This window comes from Hanstruepera neustonica, from assembly GCF_002895005.1.
In the GTDB taxonomy this organism is placed as follows: Bacteria; Bacteroidota; Bacteroidia; order Flavobacteriales; family Flavobacteriaceae; genus Hanstruepera; species Hanstruepera neustonica.
In genome coordinates this window covers 427,651-444,843 of sequence record NZ_POWF01000001.1, presented here as the reverse complement: position 1 = coordinate 444,843, position 17,193 = coordinate 427,651, and the positions used below count along the sequence as shown (strand labels likewise).

At 35.2% G+C, this 17,193-nt stretch carries 11 protein-coding genes; 7 read left to right on the top strand and 4 right to left on the bottom strand.

The window, feature by feature from the left end; all coding sequences use genetic code 11:
- Positions 1-10: 10 nt before the first annotated feature.
- The 6 genes from C1T31_RS02035 (at position 11) to C1T31_RS02010 (ending at position 5,830) form a co-directional block, all read left to right on the top strand.
- Positions 11-1,150 carry a beta-ketoacyl synthase N-terminal-like domain-containing protein gene (locus C1T31_RS02035; protein WP_103050786.1) on the top strand — a complete coding sequence of 380 codons (1,140 nt, stop codon included), beginning with the start codon at positions 11-13 and terminating at the stop codon, positions 1,148-1,150.
- Positions 1,151-1,208: 58 nt separating this feature from the next.
- Positions 1,209-1,784, top strand: coding sequence for a hypothetical protein (locus C1T31_RS02030; RefSeq protein ID WP_103050785.1), 576 nt, complete (start codon positions 1,209-1,211; stop codon positions 1,782-1,784).
- A gap of 5 nt (positions 1,785-1,789) precedes the next feature.
- On the top strand, positions 1,790-3,211 hold the full coding sequence (locus tag C1T31_RS02025; protein ID WP_207764253.1) for a flotillin family protein: 1,422 nt from the start codon (positions 1,790-1,792) through the stop codon (positions 3,209-3,211).
- A 62-nt stretch (positions 3,212-3,273) separates the two neighbouring features.
- Positions 3,274-4,368 carry a biotin synthase BioB gene (gene bioB / locus C1T31_RS02020; protein WP_103050784.1) on the top strand — a complete coding sequence of 365 codons (1,095 nt, stop codon included), beginning with the start codon at positions 3,274-3,276 and terminating at the stop codon, positions 4,366-4,368.
- Positions 4,369-4,407: 39 nt separating this feature from the next.
- Complete coding sequence (locus C1T31_RS02015; protein ID WP_103050783.1) at positions 4,408-5,271, top strand: cupin-like domain-containing protein; 864 nt, start codon at positions 4,408-4,410, stop codon at positions 5,269-5,271.
- 28 nt (positions 5,272-5,299) lie between these two features.
- A complete protein-coding gene (locus C1T31_RS02010) occupies positions 5,300-5,830 on the top strand; it encodes a DUF6646 family protein (RefSeq protein ID WP_103050782.1) in 531 nt (176 codons plus the stop codon).
- 40 nt (positions 5,831-5,870) lie between these two features.
- Here the strand turns inward: C1T31_RS02010 and C1T31_RS02005 are convergent, their stop codons facing one another.
- A complete protein-coding gene (locus C1T31_RS02005; protein ID WP_103050781.1) occupies positions 5,871-6,344 on the bottom strand; it encodes a regulatory protein RecX in 474 nt (157 codons plus the stop codon).
- A gap of 113 nt (positions 6,345-6,457) precedes the next feature.
- Here C1T31_RS02005 and C1T31_RS02000 point away from each other — a divergent pair, with 113 nt between their 5' ends.
- Positions 6,458-11,551 (top strand): InlB B-repeat-containing protein, encoded by a 5,094-nt coding sequence (locus C1T31_RS02000; protein WP_103050780.1) that lies wholly within the window; start codon positions 6,458-6,460, stop codon positions 11,549-11,551.
- Between the two features lie 53 nt (positions 11,552-11,604).
- On the opposite strand, the gene C1T31_RS01995 is transcribed toward C1T31_RS02000, so the two are convergent.
- Genes C1T31_RS01995 through porZ form a run of 3 tightly spaced genes read right to left on the bottom strand, consistent with a single transcriptional unit; the run spans position 11,605 to position 17,101 of the window.
- Positions 11,605-14,013 (bottom strand): TonB-dependent receptor plug domain-containing protein, encoded by a 2,409-nt coding sequence (locus C1T31_RS01995; RefSeq protein ID WP_103050779.1) that lies wholly within the window; start codon positions 14,011-14,013, stop codon positions 11,605-11,607.
- A 26-nt stretch (positions 14,014-14,039) separates the two neighbouring features.
- A complete protein-coding gene (gene recO, locus C1T31_RS01990) occupies positions 14,040-14,756 on the bottom strand; it encodes a DNA repair protein RecO (RefSeq protein WP_103050778.1) in 717 nt (238 codons plus the stop codon).
- Positions 14,756-17,101, bottom strand: a complete 2,346-nt coding sequence (gene porZ, locus C1T31_RS01985; protein ID WP_103050777.1) for a type IX secretion system anionic LPS delivery protein PorZ — start codon at positions 17,099-17,101, stop codon at positions 14,756-14,758. The genes recO and porZ overlap by 1 nt, the downstream gene beginning before the upstream one ends.
- Positions 17,102-17,193: the final 92 nt, after the last annotated feature.

Genomic DNA, 17,193 nt, shown 5'->3' with positions numbered 1-17,193 from the left:
AATCTGTCATTTGAAAAAACCCATTTCCATTACTGGTATTTATTCGATATCGCCTTTGGGTGAATCTCTTCACGAGAGCTGGTCTAGTTATCAAAATGATAATCATTGTTTTTCTGAAAAAGGAAAGGTTTTAGTGGCCAAACTCCCAGAAGCCACAAAGGATGCTTTAGAGAGGTTACGTCAATCTGATTCAAAATACAAGGGATTGGATGACACGACGTTATTTGCTATTTATACTTCACGAAAAGCTATTCTGCATGCACAATGGAAGTCTACCGACAACTATGGAATAAATATTGGGTCTTCCCGTGGAGCAACACAATTATTTGAAGAACATCATGAAGCGTTTTTAAAAACTGGCAAGGCCAAACCTTTAACTTCACCCAATAGTACTTTAGGGAATATTTCCTCATGGGTCGCTCACGATTTACAGACTAAAGGTCCTGAAATTAGTCATTCAATTACGTGTTCTTCGGCACTTCATGCCATGTTAAATGGTATAGCATGGATACAATCGGGCATGTGCAACAAGTTTTTGGTAGGTGGCAGCGAAGCGCCATTAACCAATTTTACCATTGCCCAAATGCAAGCATTGAAAATCTATAATAAAAATAAATCCTCTAAATACCCCTGCAAAGCATTGGATTTTGATAAAAAACAGAATTCAATGATTCTTGGAGAAGGTGCATCAGTAGCTTGCCTTGAGAATAATTCAGAAAAAGCATTAGCAAATATCATTGGTGTTGGTTATGCAACCGAAATTTTGGAGCACAATGCGTCGTTATCAACAAATGCCGATTGCTTTCAGCGTTCCATGAAAATGGCGTTAGGCGCCGTAAAACCGGAAGAAATTGATGTGATTGTCACTCACACGCCTGGCACATTAAAAGGCGACTTGGCTGAATTTAATGCCATAAAAAAAATGTTCTGTAACAAAATTCCATTGTTGACTACTAATAAATGGAAGATTGGACATACCCTAGGAGCTTCAGGTATGTTAAACATTGAAATGGCAATTCTTATGCTTAAGCATCAGCAATTTATTTCAATGCCTTATTTAGATAATACTCCAACAAAACACATTAAAAAAGTTTTAGTTAATGCTGTAGGTTTTGGTGGAAATGCGGTGAGCATTTTACTTTCTAAATAATTTATTGTATGACAACTTTAAAGGTCATATATTTCATAAACTTTAAATTTTCAACACAATGTTAGAATGGTTTTCAAATTTGGAACTCTTTCCTAAAATTTATTGGATTATTGCCTTAATTGGCTCATTAATCTTTGTTGTCACGTTAATCTTAACTTTTATAGGAGGCGACGCGGATGATATTGGCGATGTCGATATGGAAATTGACGGTGATACGGGAATTGGATTTCAATTTATCACTTTCAAAAATTTAGTTGGTTTTTTTACCATTTTTGGATGGAGTGGAATTGCATGTATAGATGCTGGAATGTCAAAACCAATGACTATAATAATATCTTTAGTTTGCGGTTTAATCATGATGATAATCATGGCTGCTATGTTTTTCTATATGAGAAAACTAAATGATAGTGGCACTTTAGATTTTAATAATGCCAAAGGAGCTGTTGGTGAAGTCTATTTAAATATTGGTGCCAATCGGTCAAAAATGGGTAAGGCCCATGTTAGGATTCAGGGGGCGCTTCGTGAGCTCGAAGCGTTATCTGATTCCGACATAGAATTAAAATCAGGAACCGTAATTAAGGTAAAGGATGTCACTGATAACGGAATATTAATTGTAGAACCATTAAATAAATAATACTTATGTTACTAATTACCCAAGAGGCCTTCAATTTAGGTTTCCCGATGGCTGTCATTTTCGGCGTGCTATTCATCTTCATTTTCTTTATTGTCCTCATTCGGCGTTACAAACGTTGTCCTTCTGATCGAATTCTTGTGGTTTATGGTAAAGTAGGTGGTGGACAATCTGCTAAATGTATTCACGGTGGTGCAGCGTTTATTTTACCTGTCATTCAAGATTATGAGTTTTTAGATTTAACGCCTATTTCTATAGAGGTCAATTTAGTAAACGCATTAAGTAAACAAAACATTCGAGTTAACGTTCCATCTCGCTTCACAATTGGTGTTTCCACAGAACCTGGCGTTATGCAAAATGCTGCTGAACGTTTGTTAGGATTAGGTTTACCAGATATTCAGGAATTAGCTAAAGAAATTATTTTTGGTCAATTACGTTTGGTTGTTGCTTCCATGGATATTGAAGAAATTAATTCTGACAGAGATAAGTTTTTAACAAACATTTCCCAAAGTGTTGAATCAGAATTAAAAAAAGTTGGTTTAAAGTTGATTAACGTTAACATTACTGATATTGTTGACGAATCGGGATATATTGAAGCTTTAGGTAAGGAAGCTGCTGCCCACGCTATTAATGCAGCTCGTAAATCTGTTGCTGAAAAAAACAGAGATGGTTCAATTGGAGAAGCCAATGCTTTACAAGATGAACGTACTCAAGTAGCCGCCGCAAATGCTCAAGCAGTTGAAGGAGAGAATACGGCAAAAATTGCTGTTGCTAATTCCGATTCATTGAGACGTCAACGTGAAGCTGAAGCCGAACGCGTTGCAATTGCTGCAGAAAAGGTTCAAACAGCTAAAGCTTTAGAAGAATCATATGCTGCTGAAAAAGAGGCTGAAACTGCTAGAGCTGAACGTGAGCGTTCATCACAAATGGCTGATATTATTGTACCTGCTGAAATTGATAAAAAGAAAGTCGAAATTGATGCCGAGGCTGAAGCCGAACAAATCAGACGTCGTGCAAAAGGTGAAGCAGATGCGATTTTATTTAAAGCTCAAGCAGAGGCTCAAGGATTATATGAAGTTTTAACCAAACAAGCGGCAGGTCTTGATCAAATAGTAAAGGCGGCAGGTAACAATTCAAAAGATGCCGTTCTATTATTAATTGCAGATAAACTACCGGAATTGGTTAAAATGCAATCTGAAGCTATTAAGAATATAAAAATTGATAAGGTTACGGTATGGGAAAATGGTCAAGGCAAAGATGGTAAGTCTTCAACAGCTAATTTTTTGTCAGGTATGTATAAGTCTGTGCCTCCGTTACAAGAAATGTTCGATATGGCAGGAATGGAATTACCTGAATATTTAAAAGGTAAAAAACCTGAAAATAATAAAGAGCCTGATAAAAAGGATGTTGATAATTCAGATAACAAATAATAGAATGAAAATTCCGCAGTAGCAGCGGAATTTTCTACTTTTACACTATTCAAAAATGACCTATGAGCGATACAAAACACAATTGGACTAAAGAAGAAATTTTAGATATTTACAATAAACCGTTAATGGAATTGCTTTACGATGCCGCCACAATTCATCGTAAATATCATGATCCAAACACGGTACAAGTTTCAACCTTGTTATCCATAAAAACAGGTGGCTGTCCTGAAGATTGCGGCTATTGCCCACAAGCAGCTCGTTATCATACTAATATAGAAGGTAACGACTTAATGTCCTTACAGCAGGTAAAGGCACAAGCTTTACGAGCCAAAGCATCAGGAAGTTCTCGGGTTTGTATGGGAGCTGCATGGAGAAATGTGAAGGATGGTGCTGAATTTGATGAAGTATTGGAAATGGTTCGAACCATCAATAAATTAGACATGGAAGTTTGCTGTACGCTTGGAATGTTAACTGAAAATCAAGCACAGCGATTGGCTGAAGCCGGTTTATATGCCTACAACCATAACCTAGATTCTTCAGAAGAATACTATAAAGAAGTTATTTCTACACGTGGTTTTGAAGACCGATTGGAAACTATCGACAACGTGCGGAAAACCAATGTAACTGTATGTTCTGGTGGAATTATTGGTATGGGTGAAAAAGAAGAAGACCGAGCAGGAATGTTGGTCGCGCTTGCAACATTGAATCCGCAACCTGAATCGGTTCCCATTAATGCCCTTGTCGCAGTGGAAGGAACACCATTAGAAGACCAAAAACCTGTTTCTATATGGGATATGGTTCGCATGGTGGCAACCACTCGAATAGTCATGCCCGAAACACAAGTGAGATTAAGCGCAGGTCGCACTGAAATGAGTCGTGAAGGACAAGCCATGTGCTTCTTTTCTGGAGCAAATTCCATTTTTGCTGGTGATAAATTATTAACTACGCCTAATCCTGATGTGAATGAGGATATGGAAATGTTTAAATTGTTGGGGCTAAACCCTCAAAAGCCGTTTATTAAGAAAATGCAACCTCAAACGGTTGAGGCCGCAGACTCTCAATTTCAATCGTTGGGAGAAAAACCAAAATGGTCAAGACCAGATCACACCATTGAACGAAATGAATCAGCTAAAGAAAAAGCCAAATCTTTAAGGTAGGTTTTATTCACATGTGATTCTTTTAATATCAAAAACGCCTTGTCATTAAACCTTCAAGATATTCCGCGTGTAAAATCTATTGATAAATCAGATTTTATTAGGTCTTACTTAAAGCCTCAAAAACCTGTTGTTATTGAACAGCTTACTAAAGAATGGCCTGCATATACGCTTTGGAATCTTGAATACATGAAAACGGTTGCTGGCGATAAAATAGTTCCGCTTTACGACGATCGCCCAGTTGATTATAAAGACGGTTTTAATGAAGCCCATGCTCATATGAAAATGGGTAATTACATTGATTTACTAAAAAATGAACCTACAAAATACCGTATATTCCTTTGGAACATTTTAAAGGAAGTCCCTGAATTACAAAAAGATTATAGGTGTCCTGATTTAGGACTAAAATTTATGAAAGGGCTTCCCATGTTGTTCTTTGGAGGTAAAGACTCGCATACGTTTATGCACTATGATATTGATTTAGCCAATATCTTTCATTTTCATTTTGAAGGGACAAAAGAGGTTATTCTATTTGATCAAGAACAAAATGATTTTTTGTATCAAGTTCCCCATTCATTGATTACGCGTGAGGATATTGATTTTTCTGATCCTGACTTAAAAAAGTGGCCTGCTTTGAGCAGAGCCAAGGGTTACAAAACAACCCTGTCACATGGCGAGGCACTTTTTATGCCAGAAGGCTATTGGCATTACATGAAGTATATTACGCCAGGTTTTTCAATGAGTTTGCGCGCTATTGCTAAAAACCCAAAACATCTAGCGAAAGCCATTTATAACATTTTTATTATGAGAAATTTCGATAATTTAATGCGCCGAATAAAGGGTCAAAAATGGATAGAGTGGAAAAATGAGCAAGCTGTTTTAAATACCCATAAAAACATTTTATAGTATCTTTGTCAACTAAAATTAAGAATAAATGAAAAACCTATTTTTTATACTTTTAGTATTTACAGTTTCTTTTGCAAACGGCCAGGCCTTTTCAGGTAAAGGTGATCAAAAACTACAGGTTGGTGCTAATTTTCAGAATAATGCAACAGGCTTAAACATGAGTTTTGATTATGGTCTTGGGGAAAACATTTCTATTGGTATTTCATCAACCTATGCTTTAGGAATTGCTAGCGAATTAAAGGATGATATTAATTTTGGCTTTATCAATATTCAAGAAAAAGCCAGTTTTATGGACCGATTTGATTTAAAGGCCCGCTTTAATGCCAACATAGGAAATGTCTTAAATATTGACGAAAATTTTGATTTATATCCTGGTTTAAGCTTCAGTTTAAAGAACTTTGGTGGTCACTTGGGAGCACGTTATTTCTTTTCTTCTGGTTTTGGTGTATTTACCGAAGCATTATTCCCTATTGCTAGATATAATTCAGACCCATTGGCTCCAGCGGAGAAAATACATAATCAGTTTTCTGTGAATGTTGGTGCTGTTTTCAATTTGTAACTTTTATAAAACATAAACCAATAAGCACCCTTTTGGGTGCTTATTGGTTTATGGAATTTAGTTTGTCATAAATCAGATGACTTTCCCAGCCCCTGTAAAATAAATAATCTGCTACTTTCTTTTTTTTCTTTAGTAAACTTTTTTCTTTAGTACTGTCTATTTTTTTATCTGCTAATTCATGAAACGCTCGCAAATAATCAAAATCTGAAATTTCATTTATGGCCAAGTCAATATTATAGTTACTAATTTCACGTAATTTTAACTCTCTTTTTATTCGGTTTCTTCCCCATTTTTTAACTCTAAATTTTCCAGAAACAAAAGTTTTGGCAAATCTGGTTTCATTTAAAAAATCATGTTCCAATAAGTGTACAATTACCAAATCAATGGCATCCGGAATCATGCGCATTTTCCCCAACTTATCCCGAACCTCTTTATGACATCGTTCTTGATATACACAATAGTTTTCAAGCACACGCTTGGCTTCTTCTAGAGTATAAGTTTTACCTTGAATCATGCATACAATATAGTAACAATTTGTTAACAAGTAAGAAACTGTAAGTCATTGTTTTATATATCTTTTACTGTATATTTGTAGGCTGCTTAAGAGCATTAAAATTAATTATCCGTATGATTAAGAAATACTCCCTCGTATCTATCGCTTTTTTGTGCGCTATATTATTTGGGTTTGGGCAGGTAACAACAATTGACTTTGAAACAGCCAATGCTGGTTACACGCCTTCAACAACTTTTGGTACCGGGAATACAGACACTTTTAACCGAACCAATACAGCTGTTAATGGGAACTCTACATATTATTGGGTAGCTGAAGACATTTCTGGTAACCCATTTATAGATATAGATCAAATTGATGTTAACGGGTCAATTGCTTTTACGTTTTCAATTGATTTATCTTATGCTAATGCTGCTCAATGGGATACAACAGATGAATTATTAATAACATATTCTGTTGATGGCGGTGGTTATCAAAATCTTTTGTGGGTACAAAGTATTCCTGACGGTGATGCTTTTAATTCGACAGCTGCAATTGATTTAGGTTTTGATGGTGATGGCGATGTTGGACAGGAATTATCTACTTCAGCATTTACAACATTTAGCAGTTCTTCAATAACATTATCTGGAAACTCAACACTTGATATTCGATTACAATTTATCAATTTAACCTCTAATGGTGAAGGTGTATTTCTTGACAATATTGTTATTACTGAAGCTGGAGGCACGCCAACCTATTCTGTAACTTATGATGGAAATGGCAGTGATGGCGGAACAACTCCGGTTGATGCCAACACTTATAATTCAGGTGACTCCGTTACGGTTTTAGGAAATACTTTTACTAATACTTGCAATACTTTTAACGGTTGGAATACAGTAGCTGATGGTACTGGTAGTAGCTACACAGGAGGAAATACATTTAATATTACTTCTGACACCACATTATATGCACAATGGTCCCCAATTGGAAACACTGTAACCTTTGATAGTAATGGCGGAACAGGTAGTATGCCACCCCAAACAAATTGTGTCCCTACAAATCTGGATAGCAACTCTTTCACTAATTCTGGTTTTACTTTTAACAGTTGGAATACCGCTGCTGATGGTAGTGGCACAACGTATGCCGATAGTGCCTTATATAATTTCTCTTCTGATATAACACTTTACGCTCAATGGGATGTTTTTGCTGGTCCTTGTGCTAGTGAGTCATTTGTCAATTCAGGAAATAGTGGTACATATGGTGCTGAAACTTGGACTGGTGATGATGGGATTGATTGGAATGCAACGGATTCAAGAACCGATCAAGATCTTAATGGCCAAGAAGCAGTTATGTTAAGAAATGGATCACTTACAAATGTGACCTCTTTCCCAAATGGTTGTGGTGTTATAACCTTTGATTATGCTAGAATCTATACAGGCAACTCCACATTGCAAGTTTGGATAAACGGCGTGCAATATGGTGGAGACATAACAGTAAGTGATACCAACTCAACGACCTTCAGTACGACAGTCAATGTTTCCGGATTTATCGATTTAGAATTAAGAAATAGTGGAAACAGAACGCTAATTAATAATTTAAGCTGGACATGTTTTTCGTGTAGTTCTCCAGACGACACGGCTTCTTTTGCAGCAACTAGCGGATGTACCGGTATTGATTTAGCTTGGGATGCCCCAGCTTGTGCAGATGAGGTTTTAATTGTTGGTCGTAATGGATCTGCAGTTACAGCAATTCCTACTGGAGACGGATCTGCTTACACGGACAATCCAATATTTGGTTCAGGGACGGCGCTTTCAGCTGGTCAGTTTGATGTATATGAAGGTGCTGGAACGAATACGACAATTACAGGTCTTTCTGATGGAAACACCTATCATTTTACAATTTACTCAAGGGTTGGAAGCATATGGAGTTCGGGTGTTTCAACTTCAGTAACTTTTAATTTCAGCGTAAATAATGTCTCATCATTTTCAAGCTACAATAGCTGTGGTGATATTGCGCTCACCTGGGCCCTACCCACATGTTACGAAGAGGTTTTAATCGTAGCGCGCGCAACAAATCCAGTTGCTGCTGGATCTCCATCTGGTGACGGATCCGCCTACACAGCTGATCCTAATTTTATTGGTACTGGATCAAATTTATTATCTGGGAAAGTTGTTTTTAAAGGAACAACACCTCCTGAAACTATTACGGGCCTTACTAACGGTGTAACATATCACTTTAAAATATTTACTAGAATCGGAACATCGTGGAGCTCTGGAATAACCTCTTTAGCTACTGCTGCCAGTTCAGGAGGCTCTGGTCCAACAACATTTATACCTGGTGATTTGGTGTTTGTTGGGTTTGATAGCTACATAGGTGGTGGAGATGACAGGTTTTCTATTTTAAATATGGTTGACATTGGTGTTGGTACAGAATTTACAATGGCAAACCTCCTATATGAATATAATGCACCTGCAAATATTACTACTGGAAGATGGTATGATTGTAATGATGATTTTGACGAAGCGGGTGAACCCCCTTACGCTACTTTGCAATACAATGGTTGTTCCGATATTCCAAAAGGCTCTATAATCTGTATTGAAACAAATAGCTTCCCTGCTTATATCTCCTCCATTACTATTAATGGTGTTGATGCCACGTCAGATTTTATAATATTGGATAATGCTGCACATAATAATGACAATATTGCTGGTAATATTAGTACAACTAGTCCAGATGCTATTTGGTTAATGCAGGGAACATTTTCTAATGTTCAAACAGAAGCCGATGGTCCAGATACTGGAGACACGCAACCTGATAATTTTAGAACATTTACGGGTGTTGTTTTAGGTGGCTTGCAAACAAAAGGAAGCTTTCAGTCCTTTTCGGTTGCAGGAAATGCGGGCGGCACGAGAGTGTCCAGAATTCATCCTGATATTGAATGTGTATATTTAGAAACTGGACCAACATCTTCTACGCGTTTTTACGGTTATCACAATAGTGGCATGATATCTGGTACTCATTATGCTCTTTTAGCAGATATAACTGATGTGGCTAGTAATTGGACTATTCAAAGTGCTAGTTCTGGTCAAGATGGCGATGATATATCCTCTATTTGTGGAAGTTCTTATACGGTTACAGGTTCTGCTAATGTCGCTGGGCATTGGATTGGAGGGGTTAGTACTGATTGGTTTGACTGTAAAAACTGGGAAAACTTTTCGGTTCCTAAACGAAACACCAATGTAACCATCGATAATGCATCTACAACCTATTGTGATATTGATCACAATTCACCCAATGCCTTTAAATATGGTTATGTGGCTGATTGTCAAGATTTAACCATTAGTGATGAAAAACTAAACATAGATTCAGATTTGGATATATTGTATGTTCGAGATGTTACTATTCAAGGAACAGGTGCTTTAGATATGAACCATGATGGCATTGGAACACCTGGAAGTCTTATTTATTTATATGGAGATTGGACTAATGACGTAAATGTTAATGCTTTCGATGAAGGTAATGGTCACGTAGTATTTACAGGAGACCCATTAGATGGTCCGCAAGTAATCAATAACAATGTTCCAACTAATACAGAAGAATTTTATGATGTGACCATTGATAATGATTTTAATACGAGCACGTCAAACAATTTGTATGTAAAAGGTGATTTAGTTGTTGACCCAACCAATACCGTGACAATTTCAGATGGTCGTTATATTTATGTTCATAATGACTTCACTCAAAATGGCACATTATTTCTAATTGAAAATAATGGGTCTTTAGTGCAAGGTGATGATTCAGGTATTAATACTGGTAATATTCGTGTAGAACGATCTGCTTCTGTTGATGCTCAAGACTATGTATATTGGTCCTCACCAATAACCAATATGAATGTCAATAATGTATCACCAAGTTCTCCAACAAATCGTATTTATAAGTGGGATCCAGTTAACATGAATGATAATGGTACTTATGGCAACTGGGTTCCTGCAGCTGGTGAAACCATGGTAAAAGGTCTAGGTTATATCATTAGGGTACCCAGTGGTCAAACTTCTCCTGTTACGCCAGGTGATTTAAACTTTACGGCAATTTTTGAAAATGGTGTTCCGCATAATGGTTTAACGCCTGCTTTACAGGTTACTCGAGGAGCCATTCCGGGAAATGATGATCAATGGAATTTATTAGGAAATCCTTATCCTTCGGCTATTGACGCTTATACTTTTTTGGATGAAAACAGCAGCGTATTAGACGGATTTGTCAATCTTTGGACGCATGGAAATCCGCCAAGTACAGCTATTGGTGATCCTTTTTATTATGATTTTGGGTCTAATTATACTGAAAGTGACTATTTGACCTACAATGGAATGGGCGCCTCAAGTGGTCCTGGTGATTTATACATTGCTTCGGGTCAAAGTTTTATGGTCAATATGTTAGATACAGCACCATCCGGAAGTAATATAGTATTCAATAACTCTATGAGAGGTGTCGGTCATGATAACTCTCAATTTTATAAATCTAGTTCCCAAACCAGAACCACTAATTACAGAGATTTAGAAAAGCACAGGGTTTGGTTAGACTTCGTTCCAGAAAATCAGCCTACAAATCGGATTTTAATTGGCTATGCTCAAAACGCAACACAAGATAGAGATCGGATGTTTGATGCTATTGCTGACAATTTGAATTTTTATTCTTTAATTGAAAATAATGCTTTTGTTATTCAAGGTCTTGGTCTTCCTTTTAATGATTCAGATGTTATTCCACTAGGCTACAAAAGTCATGCTCGTGGAAATTACACTATTGCCATAGCTGCTGTTGATGGTATGTTTGACTCAACATCACAACCGATTTACTTAAAAGACCACCTTTTGGGAATTACATATGATTTGAGAATTCGCCCTTACACCTTTATATCAGAAGAAGGCACTTTTAATGATCGTTTTGAAATCGTATTTAGATCCAATGCCTTATCCATTGATGAAATCGTTACAAATCAAAATACCATTAGCATTATTGAACTAGATAATGATGATGTTAGATTTTCAATTGATTCAAATAACCTATCAATTAAAAACGTTGAAATTATTGATTTGACAGGAAGAACGGTTTACAATCTGAAAGGCAAAAATAATTCTGAAACTTACAATTTGTCTGGCTTAAGTAGTTCAACCTATATCGCCAAAATAACTTTATCCAACAATCAAGTTATCATTAAGAAAGCCATTAAGAAATAGCTTTTGAACATATATTGAAAATAAAAATCCCTCTAGAATTTGAGGGATTTTTTTTATAAAGAATAACTCAAAGACACAATAAAATTTCTTCCAGGTGAGGCTATACCCGAAGAATATTTTCTATAACGTTGATCAGTTATATTCTCTAATCCCAATGTAATGCTTAAGTATTCTTTCAATTCGTATTGGGTTCTTAAATTCAATGTATACCATGATGGAGAATAAGGGTTGCCATCGGCATCTTTGGCATATAGATAATCCTTTTCGGCTTCAGAAGGTGCCAATTGATTATTTGATAATTCACCATTGTAATCAACAAATCCATCGATACGTATTCGATTTTTATTAAAAATTAAATGTGTATTACCAAAATTTGGAGCTACATGTCTCACAGGTATTTCAATACCATTGTCCTCCTCTGAACCTCCAATTATATTATATTGGGATGTTAACTTAACGTTTTGAGAGAAATTCACTTTCAATCCTACTTCAAAACCATATATCCATGCTTTTGAAGCATTCTGAATGGCCTGAATATTACTTAACTCACCATCATACATAATTTCTGTTTCGCCATTTATTGCGTAATCTCTTCTTACAAGAGCATTGTCTAAAAACGTATAATATGTTGCCAAATCCAAAATAAAGGTGTCATTAAAATTCAGCAGTAAACCTAATTCTCCGCCGTAAGCATATTCAGGGTTTAAATTGTCATTAGGCACAACTACAGATCCAGGTTCGGAATCAAAGACTTTACCTATATCATCAATATTTGGTGCCCTAAAAGCAGTTGAAGCGTTCAATTTCCATTGAATAGTTTTATTTGGTAGCCAACTTATTCCTGCCGTTCCAGTAAGGGCTCCCGAATTGATTTTAGTAGAATCAAAAGGTAAGTTTAAGTACTGATTGTTTTCTGTAAAATTAGCACTCGCAAAAACTTGATTGTATCGTAAGCCCGATTGTAAAATAAACTTGTTGCTTGGCTTGTATTTTAAACTTGTATAAATAGCTGCTGATTGCCAATTGGAATCATCAGGGTATCTTGAAACCGTTGGAGTAGTAATATTAGTGTAGATGTCTTTTTCTTGCCCAATTGAATTGACTAAATTGTAAACATATTCCAAGCCATAAAACAACTCCGTTTTTTGGCTTATGCGTTTTTCTAAATCCATATTGAATGATAATGCATTGACAGATTCTTCCCTAATATTCTCTATTTCCGATTGAAAGTTTCTATCATGCCTGCTCTCCTTAAAGTTTTGATAAGCCAAAGTTGTCTGCACTTTATCATATAAATTAGAACTGCTGCGTAATTTGGTATATTGAAGACTACTCATAAACCATTGTTGCGGGCCATAATACCATTCGGCTGAACGAAGAACGTCTCCTCTGTATCGTAGAAGCCTATCATACCTTGAAAAATTTGATGTTCTTGAAAAATATAATCCTAAATCTAAACTTAAATCTTCTTTGGGCTCATAACGTACTTTTTGCATCAGGTTATATTGATTGAAACCTGTAGGAGTCTGTACCAATGGATTGTCGTTTACAACAACCGCATCTATACCATTAATAGTTTCAACAAATTCAGGTCTTAAATATTCGTCTGGGCCATGTTTACCCATTCGTAAATCATCGTAATCGCTATAGCTAAAACTGCTTAAAAATGCCCATTTTTTAAATCCAAAATTTAAATCAACATGACCCGTTTTTTCAAAATTTGCAGAAGCAAACCTCGCCAATGCATTAGTCTTGAAATATAGATCATCCTTATATGAGAGTTGTGGTTTTTTTGTGTAAAAACTCATAACGCCACCAATGGCATCACTACCATAGACCACTGATCCAGCTCCAAGCGTAATTTCAGTATTTTGAATAGTGAAGGGATCTATTGAAATAACATTTTGAAGGTTTCCAGATCTAAATATTGCATTGTTCATTCTGACTCCATCAACAGTAATTAACAACCTGTTGGTTGAAAAACCCCTTATCAATGGGCTTCCGCCTCCTAATTGACTTTTTTGAATAAATATATTTCCAGTATTTTCCAAAAGATCAGCACTTGTTTGGGGGTTAATAAAATGAATATCCTTTGCTGAAATATTTACAATTTTTTGTGGAATATCCCTTGAGCTTTGTTCAAATTTTGATGCCGAAATAACAACTTCATCCAGATCAACTCTACTGGTTAAGTAAATAATATTATTGGTTCTTAAAACTTCAGATTTAGAAATCTGAATATTATTGTAAGATTTGTTCTGAAATATCAACATTTCATCATCCTGAAACAAGTTTAAAGAAGCTTCGCCGTCAATATTAGTCTGTATTGTTTCATTATCACCTGAGATAATAACTCCAGCAAGAGGATGCTTTGAATCTTTATCCAAAACCAAAACATTTTGGGAAAAAGTATTAATGAAACATAAAATAGCAAACAATAGAAATAGGAATCTTGATTTCATTTCTATAATTCTTAATTGGTTAGTGGTTAGTTAAAAAGTTGACTGAATACTTCCAATGATTTAGGCTTTTTAAAATATCCCAAATGCAATTCATAATAAAGCAATAGCATATTTAAAAAATTTCTTCTTTGAAAAACATTCAACTGCAACTGATTTAACTCATCAAATTTCATGCCCAATAGCCTTTTTAAAACAGTATTATTTTGTTCGGAAATTGAATATTTATCTATAAGACTAATTTCAAAAGCACCTGATTGTAGATTGAAAATCGATTTGTCATCATACTTACTTTCTGGATAAAAGCCCAAATATTTGGTAAGTTCCAGTAGAAATAAAAGGTGAAAATTTGAAAAATCTGTTTCCGTATCTAGCCATTGAAGTGATAATTCTATATATTCAAACAAAGTATTATTTTGCTCTTCTTCTTTTAAAACTGTTGCTAAAATTTCAGCAATAAAAATTGTTACAGAGCTTTTTAGAACATTTGTATGAAGCGTTTTGTAAACAAAACTTGATTTGACTTCAGTAATATAGTGCAAGGATTGATTTTGCTTATATTTTTCATCAATGAATAACTGTGAAAGAGGCTGATAATAAGCAATTGTTTTATGATTCTTACTCTTAAAAGCGTTTCTAATTAGGTAACTAACAACACCTCGTTTAAGTGTATAGCATTTTACAATGATATCATTTTCTCGATATTTTATTTTGGAAAGTACAATGGCTTTATTAGTACCCAACATTATCTAACAACCATTACTTTTAGGACTTTTGTCTCGAACGTATCTAAATCTGAAAGCATAACTAAATAGACTCCAGAAGCAACAATATCGTTCATGAGATTTTTTCCATTCCAAAAAGCTACACCTCCATCAATTTCCAAATTATATCCTCTAAATCTCAAATTGGTTTTTGATTGCGCTTCGGCAACTAAATTACCTTCAATATCCGTAATTTTAATATTGACATTTTCAGATATGCCATTAATTTTAACTTTCTTGTTGGCTATGTCAAACGTGGGTCTAACAGGATTTGGGTAAACGTATGCATTTTGCAAAGTATCTTGAGTTTCCAGACCACCTGCTTTAAATGAAACCAAGCCTTTATCAGTTGCTATGTACACTGTCCCGCTTGCTCCGTCAATAGACACATCTACCACATTATTTGACGGTAAAGGTGAATTTTCTTTGGTGAAATGATATAAGGTTTGTTGCCCATCTGAAGAAAAATAAAAAAGCCCTGATGCTATTGTTGCTATCCATTTGTTATTAGACCCATCAACTTCAATATCCGAAACAAATTGTTGGAATAATAACTCTTTAGGAACCCCTTCTTCCAAAATTATAATTTGTTGAGCTTGAACATTTTCCTCTGAAAAAAAATTGGATGTGTTGTACAGTACCCTTAAACCCTGATTAGTTCCAATCCACATTTGATTTCTTCTATCTAAAGCTAAACCAGTAACAAAATTTGCTGGCATATTTTGTTCTTCACCCATCAAACTTTTAAGCTTTACCCCTGTATTATTTTCATTAAAACCTATAAGCCCAAAATTATAACCCCCAATCCATTTTGTTCCATTGTCATCAACAATGATATCACCATAGCCCCATTCATTTTCTCCATCTTGAATAAGACTCAAAAAATCATATCGCTGCCATTGATTGCTCCCTGGATCAAAAGACTTTAGGGGCTTATCTACTCTTGCGGTCATAGTCCATAAGATACCACTTCTGTCAAAAGTTGAAGCACATTGACGAATAACAGGATAAAAATCGTCTGTAGGTTCATTCTCTGGTTCTAAACCACTATTACTATTATCATATAAAGTAGTTGGTATTTCGTTACTAACTTCCAACAATCCGTCTCCAAAAGAACTAATAAAAACTTGAGCGGGGTTAAAGGGATTTACTGATGTTTTATTCAAATTTACAGCATCCAATACATTTTCATAAGGGGTATTTATCCATTCCCCTTCTTTTAAATGACTAATGCCTCTACTTCTTCTTGGGAACCAATTATAGGTTAAAGTGTATTCTCCAAAAGTCACCCAAAGATTATTTGGTGAAGCGTCAATACTAAATGAGTTATTTAATAATGGCCCATCAGGATGAAGCTCCTCAAATTCCAATGGGTTAAAAATTTCCGTTTTAAGAACTCCAAAGTCGGTAGTGCCAATATAAATGTGTTCACCAACTAATGTGGCTGAAGTAATACTGGTAACAAATGGATCTGGAATTTGAACTTGAGCAATCAAATTGAAATCAACATCATAAACAAAAACGTCGTTTTCTGTTGCTAGAACCAAGTAATTATCAACCACCCGCAAATCAATAGGCTGATCATCATAGGCAAATAAAACTGAAAAGACATCATTAATACCCTCAAAAATTCGCATATTATCCCTAGTAGTAAAAATCTTAAATTCAAAAGATTCTATTGTTAGGTAATTACCATTTCTGATTCTTTGCCATTCTTCAAAATCTACTAAATCGTCACTAGTAACCAAGGCTTTTTTTATACCGTTGGCATTTATACAAGCTGCATAAATATAGCCTTCGTGGACAGTTGTTTGTCTAACAGTTATTTGTGCTCCACCATCACCCATAAAATAGGTGTCTCCAAATTCTAATCGCGCCAAATCATAAACCGAAATACCATAATCAGTTGAAATATAAATTAACCCTTCATATTCATTAAAGTGATTAATATTTTTGTCAGTAGGTGGTATAGTTGGTTTTTCAAGTATATCTACTATCGTTAAAACATTGTCATCGTTGTCAAAAACTATTTCCATTAAGCCATTTTCATAACCAATCACTAATAGTTCATAAGCTTCGCTGTAATGTATTTGTGAAATAGTTTCACCTGACAACCCGTTTATCGTTGATAAAGTTGTTGTTTCTTGAGTTTGGGTATCATAAATAAAAATTGCATTTTCAGCAGCAGCATATAGCTTATCATTCCCTTGAGATACATCTTTGATGTTCAAGTAAGAAAAATGTCCTTGCCATTGAGACGAGAAATCTTGGGAGTAACTAAAAAAGGTACTTATTAAAATTACAAATAGAACTGCATCTCTAACCATAAACTAATATTCAAGATTCAAATATATTTAATACTAACGAGTAAATATGGTATTTCATACTTTTTAAAACAAAAAAGCTTTCTAAATTAATA